This window comes from Corynebacterium occultum, from assembly GCF_009734425.1.
GTDB classification, from domain to species: domain Bacteria; phylum Actinomycetota; class Actinomycetes; order Mycobacteriales; family Mycobacteriaceae; genus Corynebacterium; species Corynebacterium occultum.
This window is the reverse complement of sequence record NZ_CP046455.1, coordinates 2,025,783-2,043,867: the sequence shown is the minus strand read 5'-3', so window position 1 is coordinate 2,043,867 and position 18,085 is coordinate 2,025,783. Positions and strand designations below refer to the sequence as shown.

The following is an 18,085-nucleotide window of genomic DNA, read 5'->3' as shown; positions in this document are numbered from 1 at the left end:
CGGGTGGTTTCGGATCTGACTGTGGCGATGAGTATCTGTATCTCCTCCGGTCGGATTCGGGAGTCCCGGGATGAGGCGGGAGGTGGTGGGAGCTCGCCAGATTTCCGGGGATCCGGTCCTCCAAATTCGCTGGCATACCTTATATATATGTATCTCCCTTGAGGAAAGGATATTTCTCAGCTTTCCTACTCATGACACCAGCGAGGTTGGGCAGGGGTACGGGGAGGGGCTCTGTCGACTGGCTCTCGGGGTGGGCACCTCAGCGGGGAGGTGGCCTCGGGTGGAAAACCTCCTGCGGTGGATATCCCCGGAGTATGTGTCTCTGGGGAGGGTTCCGTCCGAAGCGGCTTGTGCGGCAATCAGCAGGGTTGGATCTGTCGTTGTGGACAAGTGTCCCATCTCAGCTTTCTAAGGCCGAGAAGGATGGCTGGCAGTCGGATTGGAGGGCTTCCCTTCATGGTTGACTTCGGCCCGGTTGAACAGCGAGATATGACGGCAAGGTGTGCCGGGGGAGTCTTGGGGACCCTCAAAAGCCTAAGGATCGGGGATTTTGACCCCCAGGAAGGTGAGGGTGAGCAGAATCACAATTGGCACTTAATGAAAATATTCCATCTGGAAACGTTTGCAAGAATCATCCCCGGGGCATATTCTTCCTATTTCCAGAGTATGCAGCTAGTGACCAATTTGTTATCAAAGGCGTGGGGGTTGAGGTCGGGTGAGGGCAAGGCTTGCAAATTTTGATTTAAGGCTCGGAATCTTTCGATAACGGTCCGATAACACTCGGCTTTCTCTGCGGAGAGTGGACATATCTCGTTGTGGTTTCGTAACCTGATCGAGACATTGCGGCACCGGAGCCTGTCATTTCCAGTCAGAGTTGGAAGTGCCCGCGTGATCCGACAGAAAACTAAATGCCTAATTTTCCGCCATCAGCCTCATCCGGAGGGGGTGGGAAAGCCGGGGAACCAGTCTCAGATCTCTGGGGTGAATCCGCATCAAGAGCGAGAGTGATCTCGTGGCGAAGTGGAAGAGAGCTTCCGTTCTCTAATCCGACAGCTAACCCGGCCGGCTCAATGGAAGAAACTTGGAGTTATTTCGTGGGTAAGCACCGTAGCCAGAACCTGACCACCGTCCGTCGCATCGCCACCGCATCCGCAGTGGCTGTCGGCGCCACCGCCATCGCAGCTGCACCGGCCAACGCCGTCGAGATCAGCGTCGCCGGTTCCAGCGTCAACGTTGACGATCGGATGCTGTCCCAGATCCAGGGCCTGGAGAATATCCCGAACATCGGCGCATTCATCCCGAGCATCGTCGAGCAGGCCGCACCGGTCGAGTACGGCAACGCAGTCGCCGCTGTCGCTGAGCCGGCCGCCCCGGTCCAGCAGGCCTACCACGCCCCGTCCAACGGCCAGGCCATCGTGGATGCCGCACGTTCCAAGATCGGATCCCCCTACGGCTGGGGTGCCACCGGCCCGAGCGCCTTCGACTGCTCCGGCCTGACCAGCTGGGCTTACCAGCAGGCTGGCAAGTCCATCCCGCGCACCTCCCAGGCGCAGGCCGCTGCCGGCACCCCCGTCAGCATCTCCGACCTGCAGCCCGGTGACATCATCGCCTACTACGGTGGTGCTTCCCACGTGGCAATCTACGCTGGCAACGGCATGATGATCGATGCCCTTAACTCCGGTTCCACCGTCCAGGAGCGTCCGGTCAACTACATGCCGATCCACTCCGCATTCCGTTTCTAGGACTGCACTCCCCGGCAGGACTTTATTCGTCCCGCCATGAAACCCCGCTGAGCATTGTTCAGCGGGGTTTCGGCGTTGCAACCCCAGGGCAGTCCCGCCAGGGGAACCTGCCCACTGAGATAGGGGAAGAGCCCAGCCAACCCAGGTTTCAGTGCTGAGCGCACTTGCCTCCAGAGCTGAGCCTTCAGGCACCGAGGATGAGGAGATGGCTGCCCGCATCGATGACAGGCAGGAGCTTTCCCGCCCGGGTCGGCAGTCAAGCCTGGGAAGGTCAAACGACGTGACCTGGAGATGGAGTCCGGGCCGGAGTGGTCGGCACGCCTCGGACCCCGGTTCAGGTGGTGCCGGAGAAGCCCCATGCCCTGGTTTGGTGCCAGCCGCTTCTGACCCTTCCCACCCCGGCTCACTAAGGTTGGGGGACATGGGTAAAACTCTGCTGGTGACCAATGACTTCCCGCCGACGATCGGTGGCATCCAGTCCTATCTCCGGGATTTTCTGGCCACCCTGGATCCTGCGGAGGTGGTGGTCTTCGCCTCCACCCAGGATGCGGTGGCGGCTACGGAGTATGACCGGCAGGTGGGCTATGAGGTGGTTCGCTGGCCTCGTCGGATCATGTTGCCGACCCCGGCCACCACCCGCCGCATGGCGAAGATCATCCGGGAGCGGGAAATCGACACGGTCTGGTTCGGGGCGGCGGCCCCCCTGGCATTGATGGCTGGGGCGGCACGGGAGGCGGGGGCCCGCCGGATAATTTCCACCACCCACGGCCATGAGGTGGGGTGGTCCATGTTGCCGATTGCCCGCCAGGTGCTGCGCCGCATCGGCCGGGAGACTGATGTGCTCACCTATATCTCGGAGTACACGCTGCGACGATTCCGGCGGGCCTTTGGCTCCCGGCCAAGGTTTGAGCATCTGCCTTCCGGGGTGGACGTGGAGCTTTTCCGGCCCCTGGCCGAGGATGAGAAGAAACAGATCCGGGCGGAATTCGGGGAGGGACCGCTGCTGGTGTGCATTTCCAGGCTGGTTCCCCGCAAAGGTCAGGATCAGCTGATCCGAGCGTTACCGGAGATTCGCCGTCGACACCCTGGCACCAGGTTGCTGATCATCGGGCAGGGTTCCTATGAACGCACCCTGCGGAAAATGACGGAACCTCTGGGTGAGGCGGTGGTGTTCACCGGCAAGGTGGGACTGGAACGGATGCGTTCCCTGCTGGCAGCGGCCGATATTTTCGCCATGCCGGCCCGGACCCGTGGCAGGGGGCTGGACGTGGAGGGGCTGGGCATCGTCTACCTGGAGGCCCAGGCCTGTGGGGTGGCGGTGATCGCCGGCGACTCCGGAGGGGCCCCGGAGACAGTCACCCCGGAAAGCGGCATGGTCGTCGGAGGCCGGGACCTGGGGGCGCTTATCGACGCCGCGGACCTCCTGCTCAGCGATCCGGCACTGCGGGGCCGCATGGGGCAGGCGGGGCGGGAACATGTGGTGGCATCGTGGACCTGGGAGCGGATGGGGGAGCGCCTGCGTGGGATCCTGGCTTAGCTAATGTGGTTCCCTTTCCGGCCCCCGTTATACTTGCTTGGTAATCTTTGATGTTTTTGTCCGATTTCTGAGCTAAGGCGGCGGTATGTCCTTGTTCCCGACCGAACACACGGTTGGCCTAGACATCGGAGGCACCAACCTCCGGGCCGGTGTCGTGAGCGAGGCCGGGGAGATCATCGACTCCCGTTCGATGCCCACCCCACGGACCGTCGAGGAACTGGAACTCGGCATCGCCGATCTGGTCACCCAGCTGCGCCGTGAGCATCCGATTCAGGCGGTGGGCCTGTCGGTGGCTGGTTTCCTGGACCCGGAGTGTGAGATCGTCCGTTTCGCCCCCCACCTGCCCTGGCGGGGGGCTCCGGTACGTCGCATCATCACCGGCCTGCTCGACCTGCCGGTCCGGCTGGAGCATGACGCCAACTCCGCAGCCTGGGGTGAGTATCGCTATGGTGCAGCCCGGGACGTCGATAATTGGGTGCTGCTGGCGATCGGCACCGGCATCGGGGCCACCCTGATGAATAACGGTGAGATCTACCGGGGTGCTTATGGCACCGCACCGGAGTTCGGTCATCTCCCGGTGGTCCCCGGTGGCCGCCCCTGTTCCTGCGGCAAGCGGGGATGCCTGGAACGCTACTGTTCCGGCACCGCCCTGGTCACCTCTGCCCTGGAGGAGCTGGCTTCGGCGAAACACCCTGAGAGTGAGCTCACCCGCAGGCTGAGGGCCCACCCGGATTCCGTCAACGGGGAACATGTCTTCGCTGCCGCCCAGCAGGGCGAGCCGGTGGCCGTGGCGGCGGTCGAATCCTTCATCCACTGGTTGGGGGAGGCCCTGGCAATTGTGGCGGACGTCCTCGACCCGGAGCTGATCCTGATCGGTGGTGGTGTCTCCCGGGACGCTGAATTCTTCCTCAATGAGGCCACCGAGCGCTTCGCGGGGCGGATCGTGGGGGCAGGATACCGCCCCCTGCCCCGTGTGGTCAGCGCTGAACTCGGGGGTGACGCAGGTATGATCGGCGTAGCTGATCTGGCCCGGAGCGTGGCCGTCGCCTAGTCCAGCCCTGAACGCAGACCCCCTGAGCAAAGGAATCAAGACATGCACAACAAGTGGTACTCGATCTTCAAGCACGTGCTGATCGGCCCCTTTCTGCGTGTCTGGAACCGTCCGGAGCTCGAGGGGGTGGAGCGTATCCCCACCGAGGGGCCGATCATCATGGCATCCTCCCACCAGTCGGTGATGGATTCCTTCTACTTTCCGTTGATGTGCCCCCGGCAGATGGTCTTCCCGGCGAAAAAGGAGTACTTCACCGCGCCGGGTGTGGTCGGCGCCATCCAGCGGTGGTTCTTCAAGGCGGTCAACCAGATCCCGATCGACCGGGATGCGGATAACGCCGGTGAGTCCCTGATGGCTGCCGGCAAGAAGGTCCTGGGTGAGGGCGGCATGCTCGGTATCTACCCGGAGGGCACCCGCTCCCCGGACGGCCGGGTTTACCGGGGTCGCACCGGAGCCGCCCGGGTGGCCTTGGCCACGGGCGTGAAGATTGTGCCGGTGGGCATGATCGGTTCCCGGGATGCCAACCCCATCGGAACCTGGGTGCCGCGTCCCCGGAAGGTCCGGATGAAGGTCGGGGAACTCATTGACCCGGTGGCTTATGTCCGCTCCCAGGGTCTGGAGCCGGATGACCGCCAGGCACCCCGGGCCCTCACCGACCACATCATGCAGGTTCTGAAGGATCTGGTGGGCGCTGAGTACGTGGATGTCTATGCCTCTGAGGTCAAGAAGTCGCTGGAGGCGGGTAAGGGTTACCCCGCGGGGACGGAACCGCGTTAGGCACCTTTGCACTGCACCGTCCAAGCTCACGCCGCCAAAGCCCTGTCCAGGGCTTTGGCGGCGCAGTGTTTTCCGGGGCAGCGGGGAAGCGGGATCCGGTGCCCCTGCGGGACGTCGTCAAGCGGGGTCTGGGGGAGGAGAACCTTCCTGAGTGCTCAAGGCCAGCTCTGGTGAAAGATCTGATTCCTCCGTTTCCTCCATCAACTGGGTGACCTCAGGTTCAGGGGCTGAGTTTTAAGTAAAGGTTGACCCTCGGGTTAAGATAAACGGAGCAAGTAGATGTTTGAGCTCTCCCCATGAAGTTTTTGGAACCCGCATCAGGGAAATACTCCGCGGTGGTCAGGAGAGCAGGTTCCATTAAGTCAGCTGTAGCTGGTGGGCCTGAGATTTAACTTTAGGAGACACATGCCCACAGCTGGCGCGGCCCCAGTTAAAGAACGTCTGGCCTGGCCGGACGTTGCCAAGGGTGTCTCCATCATTGGCGTGGTGCTGCTGCATGTCAGCCTCGCCGTGCCGCAGGGCATGGAAAGCCTGGCTGCGGAGATCAACCACGTCTTGGACCCGCTGCGGATGCCGCTCTTTTTCCTGGTCAGCGGTTTCTTCTCGGTGAAGATCCTGAAGTACAGCTTCGCCGAACTCTTCACCCGCCGGCTGTGGTTTTTCCTGGTGCCCTATGTGATCTGGGTGCCGATTGAACTGTGGACCAAGTTCCGCGAGTACAACATCTTCCATGAAACCCCCATGCCGGGACCCTGGACCTATGTCCGGCACCTGGTGGAGGCCCGGAACATGGCCTGGTTCCTTTTCGCCCTGACGGTGTTCAGCCTGATCCTCTGGTCCACCCGTAAGTTCTCGCACTGGGCAGGTATCGCGGTGGCCTTTGTGCCACTGCTGCTGCTCCCCCTGAACTCGGAATGGCACATGATAGGCAAGGCGGTGATGTATCTGCCGATGTTCATCCTGGGTGCCCGCCTGCGTTCCATGATCAACGAGTTCGCGGCCACCGCCCTGGAGCCACGGCGGATCGTCTTTGGGGCAGTTTTCTATGTCACCGGTTTCGGGGTATCCACCCTGGCGGTGGCGCTGCACACTCCCTTCGCGGAGCGGCTGCTGCTGCCCCTGGGAGGAAGTTTCGGCACCCAGGAAATGCAGATGATCATCAACATGACGGTGCATCTGCTGATGCTGCCCGCCGCGATCATCGGGGCGGTGCTGCTGGCCAAGGTGCCGGTGGTCTCCCCGGTGCTGCAGTCACTGGGACGTAACACCCTGCCGATCTACCTGGGGCACCCCATTGCCCTGACCGTGCTGTACCACTACAACGTCCGGGCCGAGGACTGGCAGATCCAGCTGGGTGCGGAGGATGTCTGGAGCCGAACCAGCACCTGGATGGTGGTGGCCATGGCGATCTCCGCGATCGGTGCGATCCTGTTCTGGCTGATGATGAAGGTTCCGGTGCTCAAGTGGACCCTGACCCCGCCACGGATCGACCGTCTCATCCCTGCCAGCCGGGGTGCGGACCGCAGTTCCCGGGCGGCGCAGGGTCAGGCTGTGCAGCTGCGGGAAGGGGCCGGGGCCTCCCGGCGGCGGTGACTGGGTTTAGGGTGTGCTGCCGGCGGGGGAGTAGAGTGTCCCTGCGTAAATAATCAACCGAAAATAGGGGGTCCTGAGCTGTGGATCGGAAAAGTCTTCTGAAACTTCTGGCCGTCTGTCTGCTGGTGGTCGGCTACGTCTTCATCGCGGCCTTCGATTTTCACCGGGAAGCGATCGCCCCCTTCATCGTGCTCGCCGTCGCCGCCATCTTCTTCCTCCCCCTCAAGCGCAGTGAGAGCCACCCCGAGGATGCGGAGTCCCGCAGCTCCTAGTGTCCAGCTTTCGCTTTGCGACGCCCGCGCCTCCCCTGGAATCCCTGGGACCCCGGCGACAGGCTGCGTCGGGGCGGAGACTAGGCTGAAAATGTTAGCCCGCAGCACCTGTGCCAGGTGAATACCGGGGGAAATGATGCTGGAAGGACAAGACGCCGCCGTGCGTTATTTCTACGACACCGAGTTCATTGAAGACGGCAGGACCATCGAGCTGGTGTCCATCGGTATCGTCGCCGAGGACGGCCGCGAATACTATGCCGTTTCCACCGATTTCGATGCCACCAAGGCCGGCCCCTGGGTACGGGAAAATGTTCTCAACCAGCTGCCCAGCCCGGCGGACAAGGTGTGGAAATCCCGGGATGCCATCCGCCGTGAGGTGCTGGCCTTCCTCACCTCCGCCAACACCCGCCCCGAGCTCTGGGCCTGGGTGGGTGCCTATGACCATGTGGTGTTGGCTCAGCTTTTCGGCGACATGACTGAGATGCCCAAGGCCCTGCCCCGGTTTACCCGGGAGCTCAAGCAGTACTGGGAGATGGCCGGAAAACCGAAGCTCCCGCTCGCCCCGGCCGGGGTGCATGATGCTCTGGTCGATGCCCGCCATAACCTCGACAAGTTCCGGGCCTGCATGGATGCCATGCCCCTGCACCGCGGTAGCCGCGCCCGTCGATAAGGGGTGCTGGCGGTGGGGAGTCGCTGCCAGAGGTTCTGGAAAAACCGGGGACGTGCTTTAATGACTCTTGTGAGTTGGACTGTAGATATCCCCAAGGAAGCGCTCCCTGACCTCCCGCCGCTGCCGGCGGGGCTCCGCGAGCAGTTTGAAGACGTCGTCTCCCGAGAAGCCAAGCAGCAACCCAGCTGGGACAAGCAGCAGGCTGAGACCGTCCGGAAGATCCTCGAGTCGGTGCCGCCGATCGTGGTCTCGCCCGAGATTGTGGAGCTGAAGCGTCAGCTGGCCGATGTGGCCAATGGCGAAGCCTTCCTCCTCCAGGGCGGGGACTGTGCGGAGACCTTCGAATCCAACACCGAACCCCATATCCGGGCGAATATCCGCACCCTGCTGCAGATGGCGGTTGTGTTGACCTACGGTGCCTCCACCCCGGTCATCAAGATGGCCCGGATCGCCGGCCAGTACGCCAAGCCGCGTTCCCAGGACCTGGATGCCAATGGTCTGCCGAACTACCGCGGTGACATCATCAATGGCGTCGAGGCCACCCCGGAGTCCCGCCGCCACGATCCGGCCCGCATGATCCGCGCCTACGCGAACTCCTCCGCAGCGATGAACCTGGTGCGCGCCCTGACCGCCTCCGGCACCGCCGACCTCTACCACCTCAATGAGTGGAACCGTGAGTTCGTGGCCAACTCCCCGGCTGGCGCCCGCTATGAGGCACTCTCCCGGGAGATCGAAGCTGGCCTGCGCTTCATGAAGGCCTGCCAGGTCGATGACACCAACCTGCGTGCCGCCGATATCTTCTGCTCCCATGAGGCACTGGTCGTCGACTATGAGCGTTCCATGCTGCGTCTGGCTGAGGAGGACGGGGAGATGAAGCTCTACGACCAGTCCGCCCACCAGCTGTGGATCGGTGAGCGCACCCGCGGCATTGATGACTTCCACATCAACTTCGCCGCCATGATCGCCAACCCCATCGGCCTGAAGATCGGACCCACCATCACCCCGGAGGAGGCTGTCGCCTACGCCGCGAAGCTGGATCCGAACCGCGAGCCGGGCCGACTTACCCTGGTTGCGCGTATGGGCCACGACAAGGTCCGCACCATACTGCCGGGAATCATCCAGGCTGTCGAAGCCGCCGGGCACAAGGTCATCTGGCAGTCCGACCCGATGCACGGCAACACATTCACCTCCTCCAACGGCTACAAGACCCGCCACTTCGACAAGGTCATCGATGAGGTACAGGGTTTCTTCGAGGTGCACCGCGCGTTGGGCACCCACCCCGGTGGCATCCACATCGAGCTCACCGGTGAAAATGTCACCGAGTGTCTCGGCGGTGCCGAAGACATCACCGATGTGGACCTGCCGGGCCGTTATGAGTCCGCCTGCGATCCCCGCCTGAACACCCAGCAGTCCCTGGAGCTCTCCTTCCTCGTTGCGGAGATGCTGCGCAACTAAGACCCGGGAAGAGAAATCTTCTGCGGCCCGGATCAGTAGACCCCCGGAGCCCATCCAACCCCCTGCCCCATGCTCCCTCCCACCAAGGTGAGTCTGGGTCAGGGGATTTTCTGCACCTATGTGCAGGATTCCCGGGGGGGGTGCCGTGGAGCAAGTCCTGTGGTTGCCATGGGGAAAGCCGCTCACCGGCCCAGGGTTTTTCCTTAAACAGTTAAACCAGGCACCCTTAAGGACACTGAACCAGGTTTCCCCCTTGAGGGGTCAGCTCAGCCAATCGCCTTCAGGGTGACCGTGGCGCCTGCCTCGGCGGTCTTTTTTGCCCCGGGATCCTGGCTATAGACCCGCTCATCCTCATCGTCCCCGGTGGAAACCCCGAAACCGGCCTCCTCCAGGATTTCCCGGGCCTCCCCGACCTTCTTGCCGCGGACGCTGGGAACCTTCACCTTGCCGGGCAGGGTGATGCTCACACTCGGGTTCGCCGGGTCCACGAACTCGCCTTTGGCAGGGGTCACGGCAACGATCTCATCGGCACCGTCGGCGGTTTCATCGGCATCGGTCTCGGCGGCGCTGATGCTCAGACCGGCTTCCTGAAGTTTCTTCTCCGCCTCGCTGCGGCTGAGCCCGAGGATATCGGGCACCACAATGGAGTTGGAGACGTACAAGGTCACCGGGGTACCGCGGGTGACGCTCTCCCCGGCGGGGGGTTGACTACCGGTGGCGGTGCCGGCCGACTCTTCCTCATCGAAGTGTTCACTGATCTCAGCCACACTGAGCCCGGCCTGTTCCAGGGCGTCCCGGGCCTCCTCAGCGGATAACCCCACCACCTTGGGGATGCTGACAGGTGCCGGGCCTTGGCTGAGGTTGGCGGTGATGGTGGAGCCGGTGGACACTGCCTCACCAGGGGCGGGGGAGAGCTTGACCACCCCACCCTCGGCCACGTCATCAGAGTAGAGGGCTTCCCCGATCTCCAGTTCCAGGGTGCGTTCCAGCAGCAGGGAGCGCAGCGACTCCACGCTCCGGTCCTGGGGGATGCCGGGCACGGTGGGTTTGCCCTTGGAGACCAGCACGCTCACCACATCCCCGCGGATCAGGCTTTCACCGGGTGCAGGTTGGGTGGCTGCGATCTGTTCCGGGGCGATGTCATCGTGGTACACCTGGCGGGTTTCGGTCTCGAAACCGGCCTCCTCCAAGGTGGCCACAGCCGCGACCTGCTCCATTCCGAGTACCTGGGGGATCTCACCGTAGCGGCCGGAGCCGAACCACCAGCCACCGACGGCGATAGTGGCGGTGAGTACCGCCACCACCACCAGCCAGACGATCAGCTTCACCGGGGAGCGGTTGCTCACCGCTTTCTCCCCCTCTTCCTCGTCTTCCGCCACTACCGCTGTGCTGCCACGTTGGGCAGGCAGATTCGGTGGGGCCACCGGGCCCAGCGGAGGATGTTGTGGCTCCGGGGTGGGGACCACCGCGGTATCCGGCTGCGGGGCAACCACCGGCAACACGGAGGTTTCATGAGGACCCTCGGGGCGGCGAGCGGTGCTCCCGGGTTCGACGGTGTCGATGACCCCGGTAGGTTCCAGCGGACCGACGATGCCGGTGGTGTCGGTGGGGACCGCTGCGGCGCGGTGCGCGGCGGCATTGCGCGGCACCGGGACCTTGAAGGCGGGCAGGGAGAGTTCGGCCGCGACGTCGTCAAGCGCGGCGAGGAATTCCGCGGCATCATTGAAACGGTTCGAAGCCTCCCGTGAGGTGGCGGTGCCGACGAGCTCATCGAATAGCTGCGGAACCCCCTCGATCCGGGAACTGGGGGCCGGCACATCCTGCTGCAGACGGGCGAAGGCATGTGCCAGATCGGTCGGACCATGGAAGGGGGTGGCGCCGGTCAGCAGCTCAAAGAGCATGATGCCCGTGGAGTAGACATCGCTGGCGGGCCCGATATCACTGCCCTCAACCTGCTCAGGGGAGAGGTAGGAGACGGTGCCGACGATCTGGTCGGTGGTGTTGTTGCTGCGCGTGGTGGAACGCACCAGACCGAAATCCGCCAGCTTGACCTGATGGTCATCATTGATCAGCACATTGTCGGGCTTGATGTCACGGTGCACCATCCCGGCGGCATGGGCGACCGAAAGGCCGGTGAGGATGGCGCGCACCACTGCGGTGGCGGCATGGGGAGGCATCGGGCCACGCTCGGCGAGCAGCTCCCGCAATGTCCCTCCCCGGATCAGTTCCATCACCAGGAAGAGATGATCCCCATCGGAACCGAAATCATAGACATTGACCAGATTCGGGTGGGAGAGTTGGGCCATGGCCCGGGCCTCACGGCGGAAACGCTGCCGGAACACCGGGTCATCAACATATCGGGGATCCATTACCTTGGTGGCGACGGCCCGCCCCAACCGCAGATCCACGCAGCGGTAGACCGTCGACATGCCGCCCCGGGCGATCGGATGATCGATGCGGTAGCGGTTGTCGAGGACGTCTCCCACCTTGAGTTGAACCATGCCCACAGTATGACGGATCGACCGGAACAAGTGTTATCTGACACCGGGGTGACGGCAGCAGGAAGGGCCCGGCAGGGTGAGGAAAACAGTTTTCCCGGTGCTCGCCAGAGCGGGGTGGTTTTTATCTGGGCAGGGAAGGGATAGATTAGAAGGTGTGAATCTCCACTCCGTTCCCCACGACATTCTGCCCGCTGATGAAAAGCTGCTGAACCTCCCCGAGGTCGCTGAGTTGCTCGACGTCCCCGTAACCCGGGTCAATGACCTGCTCAACGCAGGTAAATTGCTGGCCGTGGTGCGCGATGGTGTGCGCCACGTCCCGCTCTCCTTCTTCATTAAGAAACCCGGTCAGACCACCGTGAACAAGTTCCTCTCCGGCACCATCACCGTGCTCCACGATGGTGGCTATGACCCCGAGGACATCCTGCGCTACCTCTACACCGAGGATGAGACCCTCCCGGGGCGGCCCATTGACGGCCTGCAGGGACACCTGGCACGGGAGGTGGTGCGCCGCGCCCAGGGCATGGGGGTCTAAGAGGCCGCTGTCCCCTTCAATTCAGTGTGACCTCAACCCGGCACACTGACAACACCCTTGTGCTGTGCTCTGGAAAGTGACATTTTCCGGAGCACAGCACAAGGGTGTTTCTGACCTCAAGACCCCTTGGTGGGGCAGGCCATCGGCGGTTAAGTTCCCCCAGCCCGAAGAGCCGGGCGATGCCCTCAGGGCCTTCCCGTCGGTGTGGCCCCCAGGGGTGCACCGCTGATTTCAGGAGGGCTGAGGGTGGATCAGGGCCGGGGGTCGGCGAGGGCGGTTTCCGACTGCTCCGGCTCCCTGGTGGTCAGGGAAGTCTTCACCTCAGCGAAGATGAACTCCACAGTCACCCAGGAAGCCACCACCAGACAGACTATCCACGGCACGTTATAGAGCTGGTGGTTACCGCTGCCGGAGAAACTCAGCGCAATGACCATGGAAGCAGCACTGCTGAACTTCAACAGCCAGAGTGGGGGCCGGTAAGTGCCCAGCAGGCTGATCACACTGGCGTAGTACCAGGGCAGGGTCACCGAGTTGAACACGAAGGCCACCGAATAGGCGGCGGTGATTCCCTGCACCGCATGCTTATCACTGCGACGGAAGAGCCACCAGCTGATGACCAGCCCAGCCAGCATCAGCACCAGGGAGAGATTCCGCAGCACCTCAAGGATGGTGTTATAGGAGAAATCCTCATCAAACAACCGGAAATAGGGACTGATCAGGCCAGCGAAGAGCGAAGGGAAGGCCAGCGGGTTGATCACCTTGGAGTTACCGGAGATCTCCGTCAGCCAACCCCAGGAAGAACCCGAGGCCCAGGTCACCAGGGCCACCACAACGATGGTCTCCAGCGCCCCGAGGAAACCGGTGAGCAGGAAAACCCCGAAACGTCGCAGTTTCTCCCCGGCATCCGGGACAAAGTGATTGACCATCATCCACACCACAAAAGGCAGGGCGATGGCCGCGGTTGCCTTGAGGGAGACCGCCACGGCAATCAGGGCGATACCGGCGATGAACTTCCGACGCAGGCTCAGCAGCAGGCCCACACTGACCATGCCCACCATGATCGACTCATTGTGCATGCCACCGACCAGATGGAGGATCATCACCGGGTTGGCTACACCCAGCCAGAGCGCGGTGGAGGGATTACCACCCAGGTGCCGGGCAATCAACGGAATGGACCAGACGATCGCAGCGAAACCGGCCAGGGAGATCAGCTTGTAGAGGATCACCCCCAGGGTGACATTATCCCCGACGATGCGGGTGACCACCTCCCCAATCCACAGATGCAGCGGACCATAAGGGGTCGTCGTGTTCCGCCAGTCATGGGAAACCTCCAGCAGCATCGGCCCCGGGTTGACGGCCGCACCCTGGGAATAAGGGTCGAAACCATCCCGGACCATCGCCCCCTGCATCAGATAGGAGTAGACATCCCGGGAGAGCATCGGGGCAGCTGCGATGAAAGGCAGCACCCACAACCACATGCTGCGGCGCACCGTCCGGAAACGGCCACCTTTGCCGATGCGCAGATCACTGAAGACAGTCTGGCGGCCCAATAATGCCCAGCCCAGGACCAACAGCACCATACCGAAGAAGAAGACCGTGTTGGAGATACCGGCCCCGTGGCCATAGGAGAGGAAGTCCAGACCGGCGAGCTCCAGCACCCCACCTCGGTTGCGGGTCGCACCACCTCCGAAGGAACCGAGGGTGATCAGGATGGCGCCGCTCAACCCGATGAGGCTGGCAGGGGGAAGCCGGTGGATGCTGATACTCATGATGGGAAACCCGGAATTCCTCACATCTTTCGGGCGGTGGCACGGATGGCCAGGGTCCGCAGGGTCTCGGAGACCTCCTCCGGCAGATCCACCGCCGCGAGGTGTGCCAGACCGGACTCAGTCAGGGTGCTGATGCGCTCCTCAATTTCCTCGGTGACCCCGGTGTCCTCAACCACCTTCGCCAGATCGGCGATCTCAGCGGGGGAGGAGACCCGACCAATGCCCTGCCGTAGTTTCGCCGCAGCCTCCGGGGTGGTGGCATCCGCCCGCTGCAACGCCAGCGCAAGCATCACGGTGCGCTTTCCCTCCCGCAGATCATCACCGGCTGGCTTGCCGGTGATGGCAGGGTCCCCGAACACCCCCAGCAGATCATCCCGGAGCTGGAAAGCCACACCAATATCGCGACCATATCCGCGGAACGCCTCGATGATGTCCTCCCCGGCACCGGCGATGGCCGCACCCAGGTGCAGGGGACGTTCGATGGTGTAGGCGGCGGTCTTGAAACGGTTCACCGACTCCGCCAACGCCACATCCTCCGTGGCAGCGGCCTCGAGACTGATGTCCAGCAGCTGCCCACCGATGACCTCGGTGCGCATCGCCCGCCAGGGAACCCGAACCCGTTCCAGTGCCCCAGCGCTCAGCCCGGCATCATAGATCAGGTCATCCGCCCAGGCCAGGGCCAGATCACCCGCCAGGATAGCCACCGACTCGCCGAAATGGGAGGCATCCCCGGACCAGTCACCGTCCCGGTGGAGCTTCTCGACAGCGCGGTGAACCGTGGGATTGCCGCGCCGGGTATCGGAGGAATCGATGATGTCATCGTGGATCAGGGCGCAGGCCTGGATCAGTTCCAGGGAGCTGAGTGCACGGAGCACCGCCGCCGGATCTTCGGCGGTGTTCTTCAAGCCGCCGGCACCGATGAAACCCGCCCAGGCGAAGAGCGGGCGGACCCGCTTACCGCCGCCGAGCACGAAATTGCGCAGATGGGAGACCGCTGACTCAACCGGATCGCCGATGCGGTCGATCTCAGGCTGGCGAGTGTGGAAATACTCGGCCAGCATCTCCCGTGCAGCATCCGGGATCTGGTCGATCGAGAGAGTTCTCAGGTCAGGGGTAGACAACAGCGGACCTCCGGGTCATGGATGGCAATGGGAATGTCTCCACGATACCCACCGGGGCAACAGGTCCGGAGCCTCGGCCAACCGAGGGGGGATCAGGCTTCGGGGTGGGTGTGGCTCAGAGGGAGTCGATGCCTACCCAGCTGATCTGCTGTTGCACCTGGCGGGGCGGGGGTTTCCGGGGACTCGTGGGAATGTGCCGGGGAGGCCAGTGGGAGGCGAGCGGCCAGCACCGCAAAGGGGCGGCGATCACCGGTGAAGTGGAAGTTGCGCAGCACATCATAGAAGCCCATGGAACGGTAGAGCCCGAAGGCCCGGTTGTTCTCCTGTGGCACCTCCGGGGTGGAGAGCACCGCATTCCCGGCAGGGGCATTGCGCAACAGCTCGCCCAGTAGTGCCCTGCCGATCCCGCGTCCCTGGTTTCCGACGCGGACATGGATCTCGGCGACCTCGAAATAATTGCGCAGCAGCTCAAACTCCGATTCTGAGGGGCCACCCTTCTGGTGGATGCCACGCCGCAGCTGCAGATGCCACCAGTGATCCGGGGAACCCAGGAAGCCATAGGCGACACCGAGGATCTCACCGTCTTCGAGAGCACAGACGGCGGTGAACCCCGGCTGGAAGGTTTCGCGACGCCAGGTATTGATGCGGGAGTGCCGGATTATCGGGTCATAGCCCATCGCCTCGATGTAGATGTCGACGAAATCGGGACAGTTCACCGAGAACTCGGGGATTGCAAGGCGGCGGATTGACACAGTCACGTTCTTATAGAACCACGAACCGGGGTCCGGATGGGAAAACTCGGAAAAAATCCCGCTCAGACTCTTGTGTCGGGGGAAGTGCTCATCTTAAGATTGGAACAATAGTTCGATATTGTCCAGGCCTCGCCGCCTGGAGGTTCGGACTACTGCATAGGTTCAGGTGTCAGACAGGGCTCAACGGAAAGGGGCAGGTCCCATGGCACAGGTCATCTCCGCAACCACACGTTTCATCCGGCAGGGTGGTCGCCGCTCGGATTTTCTCGCCCGCGCCCGAGCGCTGCTGGAACAGTCCCGGCAACATTGGGAGGCCGGGGAGATTGACCTGGCCCTGGAATATGCCTATCAGGCGGCACTGCGGGTGGCCGGTGCCCGAATCGCGGACAGCCCGGTGGCACAACGCAAGCGCAGGCCCACCGATGCCTGGGGGCAGCTCCGACTCGTCGATGAGGTCGGGGTGCATTGGGCGGGAATCTTCGAGGGCTACTCACGCTTCCGTTCGCGGGTGGCCTCCGGGATTGAGCTGGCACCCGACTCCGGGGCCATTGCTGAAGTCATGGCCCACGCCACCGCTTTCCTGGCGGAGGTTGAGCTGGATTTTGGCGGCTCACCGGCTGCCGCCTGAGTCACTGGAAGATCTTCGGAGTGGCTTCGATCTATCTTCCACAGGGTTTTTAGCATAACCGGGAACTTTCCCGATACTCTGGACGTTGAGCAAGTATAGAAATAAAGCAGGCTCGGATCGAAAAAGCTGGAGGAACAGTGTCGCTGTCAGAGCAGGAGCAGAGAGCGCTCCGAGAGATTGAGCAGTCTCTCCTCGCGGATGATCCCAAATTCGGTGCGGCCGTCGCCGGAGCCGGGGACTTGGGCGGGTTCGGTGGGGGACTGACCCTGCGCGGCATCGCCCTGGGTGTCCTTGGTTTGGTCATGCTCATTGGTGGAGTGGCACTGTCGCAGCAGAGCCTCTGGTTCATCATCCTTTCCGTCCTCGGTTTTCTGGTGATGTTCGGCGCTGGGGTCTGGATGCTCCGCTCCGACTCCGCCACGGGATCCGGATTCGGTGGGATGGGTGGGGGTCGCTCCCGTAAGTCCGCAGCTTCACCGCGGGCGAGCAAGATGGAGGAGAACTTCCGCCGCCGCTTTGAGGGACAATAAGCGCTCCTAGTTAATGATCCGCACCTTTCGGAGGTGCGGAATCAGAGTCCCGACGCACCTTGGACAGGTCCGGCACCCATATGGGTGCCGGACCTTTTCTGGCTTCCGGGGTCGACCCCTATCAGCTTTAGGATGTCGCGGCAACGGGGAGTGCTCAAGAGGGGTCGCCGAAAAGGGGTGGGGAAGGCAGGGTGGAAATCGTTTCCCACTCCGTCCCAACCCGGTTCCCCACCTTCCACCACTGCGGGAAAATCAGGGGGTGAAGCGCTCTGGAATTTGAGAACGACCTTTGGTTCTCCTGAGGCGGAAGTGAGGATAAAGGTGCAGGTCAGGGATTTGTGAACTGATTCTGGCGGCAATATTTTCACCCTCTCGTGAGGGGCTTGGTGGGGGCTGGGGCGGGGGTGCGAGTTGAATCTCAAGGACAGATTGAGGGTTGTGTAAAACTTTGCCCCACCTTAATTCCGTGTCTTGAACTGCAACTATGGAAAAGGGGGACTGCGATAGAGGGAGGGTAGCTATAAAAAGTGGGGGAAAGTGGGGTATTGTGGGGCGCAGCGGTTGGGAGATCGGAGGAATATCCTCCGCTTCGACCACGGCGAGAAAGAAAATCGAATCTCTGGTTTTTGGGTAGAGGAAGGTGGATCCGAGATGTTTCTCGGTACCTACACTCCGAAGCTCGATGACAAGGGGAGGTTGACTCTTCCGGCGAAGTTTCGCGAGGAACTTGCTGGAGGGCTGATGGTCACCAAAGGGCAGGATCACAGCCTGGCGGTGTATCCACGGGAGGAGTTTGCGGCGCGCGCCCGAAAAGCGGCAGCCGTCTCCCGGACCAATCCCCAGGCTCGTGCCTTCATCCGTAACCTCGCGGCGAGTGCGGATGAACAGCGGCCTGATGGTCAAGGCCGGATCACCCTCTCCGCTGCGCACCGTGAGTACGCAGGGCTGAGCAAGAACTGTGTGGTCATCGGTTCGGTGGACTTTCTCGAGATCTGGGACTCCGAGTCCTGGGCCGCGTACCAGCAGGAGACGGAGGCAGCATTTTCCGCTGCCGACGCCGATGATGTGCTCGGTGGTCTGCTCTAGTCCCGTCATAAGACGAGGCCGGAGGCGGAGCGCGTGTAAGGACTCTGTTCGAAGGAGGCTCTGGTGTAC

General features: G+C 62.7%; 16 protein-coding genes and 1 riboswitch. Of the genes, 12 read left to right on the top strand and 4 right to left on the bottom strand.

Annotated features, from left to right (window positions below; genetic code table 11):
• Positions 1-899: 899 nt before the first annotated feature.
• A riboswitch (cyclic di-AMP (ydaO/yuaA leader) is annotated at positions 900-1,082 on the top strand.
• A gap of 12 nt (positions 1,083-1,094) precedes the next feature.
• From COCCU_RS09455 to COCCU_RS09420, 8 genes are all read left to right on the top strand, one after another.
• Positions 1,095-1,742 carry a C40 family peptidase gene (locus COCCU_RS09455; RefSeq protein ID WP_231598728.1) on the top strand — a complete coding sequence of 216 codons (648 nt, stop codon included), beginning with the start codon at positions 1,095-1,097 and terminating at the stop codon, positions 1,740-1,742.
• A gap of 421 nt (positions 1,743-2,163) precedes the next feature.
• On the top strand, positions 2,164-3,279 hold the full coding sequence (locus tag COCCU_RS09450) for a glycosyltransferase family 4 protein (protein WP_156231268.1): 1,116 nt from the start codon (positions 2,164-2,166) through the stop codon (positions 3,277-3,279).
• 85 nt (positions 3,280-3,364) lie between these two features.
• The gene (locus tag COCCU_RS09445; protein WP_156231267.1) at positions 3,365-4,330 is read left to right on the top strand and encodes an ROK family protein; all 966 of its coding nucleotides are present in this window, start codon (positions 3,365-3,367) and stop codon (positions 4,328-4,330) included.
• Between the two features lie 42 nt (positions 4,331-4,372).
• On the top strand, positions 4,373-5,107 hold the full coding sequence (locus COCCU_RS09440; RefSeq protein ID WP_156231266.1) for a lysophospholipid acyltransferase family protein: 735 nt from the start codon (positions 4,373-4,375) through the stop codon (positions 5,105-5,107).
• 405 nt (positions 5,108-5,512) lie between these two features.
• A complete protein-coding gene (locus tag COCCU_RS09435; RefSeq protein ID WP_156231265.1) occupies positions 5,513-6,700 on the top strand; it encodes an acyltransferase family protein in 1,188 nt (395 codons plus the stop codon).
• A gap of 80 nt (positions 6,701-6,780) precedes the next feature.
• Entirely contained in the window at positions 6,781-6,972 is a 192-nt protein-coding gene (locus COCCU_RS09430; RefSeq protein ID WP_156231264.1) for a hypothetical protein, read from the top strand.
• Between the two features lie 160 nt (positions 6,973-7,132).
• Entirely contained in the window at positions 7,133-7,642 is a 510-nt protein-coding gene (locus tag COCCU_RS09425; RefSeq protein WP_156232777.1) for a polyadenylate-specific 3'-exoribonuclease AS, read from the top strand.
• A 69-nt stretch (positions 7,643-7,711) separates the two neighbouring features.
• A complete protein-coding gene (locus tag COCCU_RS09420; RefSeq protein ID WP_197088331.1) occupies positions 7,712-9,097 on the top strand; it encodes a class II 3-deoxy-7-phosphoheptulonate synthase in 1,386 nt (461 codons plus the stop codon).
• 266 nt (positions 9,098-9,363) lie between these two features.
• On the opposite strand, the gene pknB is transcribed toward COCCU_RS09420, so the two are convergent.
• On the bottom strand, positions 9,364-11,598 hold the full coding sequence (pknB, locus tag COCCU_RS09415) for a Stk1 family PASTA domain-containing Ser/Thr kinase (RefSeq protein ID WP_156231262.1): 2,235 nt from the start codon (positions 11,596-11,598) through the stop codon (positions 9,364-9,366).
• A gap of 154 nt (positions 11,599-11,752) precedes the next feature.
• Between pknB and COCCU_RS09410 the strand changes: the two genes are divergently transcribed.
• The gene (locus tag COCCU_RS09410; protein ID WP_156231261.1) at positions 11,753-12,130 is read left to right on the top strand and encodes an Rv2175c family DNA-binding protein; all 378 of its coding nucleotides are present in this window, start codon (positions 11,753-11,755) and stop codon (positions 12,128-12,130) included.
• Between the two features lie 251 nt (positions 12,131-12,381).
• On the opposite strand, the gene COCCU_RS09405 is transcribed toward COCCU_RS09410, so the two are convergent.
• From COCCU_RS09405 to COCCU_RS09395, 3 genes are all read right to left on the bottom strand, one after another.
• A complete protein-coding gene (locus COCCU_RS09405; RefSeq protein ID WP_156231260.1) occupies positions 12,382-13,899 on the bottom strand; it encodes an alpha-(1->6)-mannopyranosyltransferase A in 1,518 nt (505 codons plus the stop codon).
• A 20-nt stretch (positions 13,900-13,919) separates the two neighbouring features.
• Positions 13,920-15,020, bottom strand: a complete 1,101-nt coding sequence (locus tag COCCU_RS09400) for a polyprenyl synthetase family protein (RefSeq protein WP_197088330.1) — start codon at positions 15,018-15,020, stop codon at positions 13,920-13,922.
• A 92-nt stretch (positions 15,021-15,112) separates the two neighbouring features.
• A complete protein-coding gene (locus COCCU_RS09395) occupies positions 15,113-15,778 on the bottom strand; it encodes a GNAT family N-acetyltransferase (RefSeq protein WP_197088329.1) in 666 nt (221 codons plus the stop codon).
• A 196-nt stretch (positions 15,779-15,974) separates the two neighbouring features.
• Between COCCU_RS09395 and COCCU_RS09390 the strand changes: the two genes are divergently transcribed.
• From COCCU_RS09390 to mraZ, 3 genes are all read left to right on the top strand, one after another.
• Complete coding sequence (locus COCCU_RS09390) at positions 15,975-16,400, top strand: SAV_6107 family HEPN domain-containing protein (protein ID WP_156231259.1); 426 nt, start codon at positions 15,975-15,977, stop codon at positions 16,398-16,400.
• 137 nt (positions 16,401-16,537) lie between these two features.
• Positions 16,538-16,930: a DUF3040 domain-containing protein gene (locus COCCU_RS09385; RefSeq protein WP_156231258.1), complete on the top strand. Its 393-nt coding sequence runs from the start codon at positions 16,538-16,540 to the stop codon at positions 16,928-16,930.
• Positions 16,931-17,581: 651 nt separating this feature from the next.
• Positions 17,582-18,016, top strand: a complete 435-nt coding sequence (gene mraZ, locus COCCU_RS09380; RefSeq protein WP_156231257.1) for a division/cell wall cluster transcriptional repressor MraZ — start codon at positions 17,582-17,584, stop codon at positions 18,014-18,016.
• Positions 18,017-18,085 lie beyond the last annotated feature (69 nt).

What these genes read in the sequence shown, in the direction of transcription:
- COCCU_RS09440 (WP_156231266.1), top strand. Translation starts at nt 4,373, where the DNA reads ATGCACAACAAGTGGTACTCGATCTTCAAGCACGTGCTGATCGGCCCC.
- COCCU_RS09445 (WP_156231267.1), top strand. Translation starts at nt 3,365, where the DNA reads ATGTCCTTGTTCCCGACCGAACACACGGTTGGCCTAGACATCGGAGGC.
- mraZ (WP_156231257.1), top strand. Translation starts at nt 17,582, where the DNA reads ATGTTTCTCGGTACCTACACTCCGAAGCTCGATGACAAGGGGAGGTTG.
- COCCU_RS09450 (WP_156231268.1), top strand. Translation starts at nt 2,164, where the DNA reads ATGGGTAAAACTCTGCTGGTGACCAATGACTTCCCGCCGACGATCGGT.
- COCCU_RS09390 (WP_156231259.1), top strand. Translation starts at nt 15,975, where the DNA reads ATGGCACAGGTCATCTCCGCAACCACACGTTTCATCCGGCAGGGTGGT.
- COCCU_RS09435 (WP_156231265.1), top strand. Translation starts at nt 5,513, where the DNA reads ATGCCCACAGCTGGCGCGGCCCCAGTTAAAGAACGTCTGGCCTGGCCG.
- COCCU_RS09405 (WP_156231260.1), bottom strand. Translation starts at nt 13,899, where the DNA reads ATGAGTATCAGCATCCACCGGCTTCCCCCTGCCAGCCTCATCGGGTTG.
- pknB (WP_156231262.1), bottom strand. Translation starts at nt 11,598, where the DNA reads ATGGTTCAACTCAAGGTGGGAGACGTCCTCGACAACCGCTACCGCATC.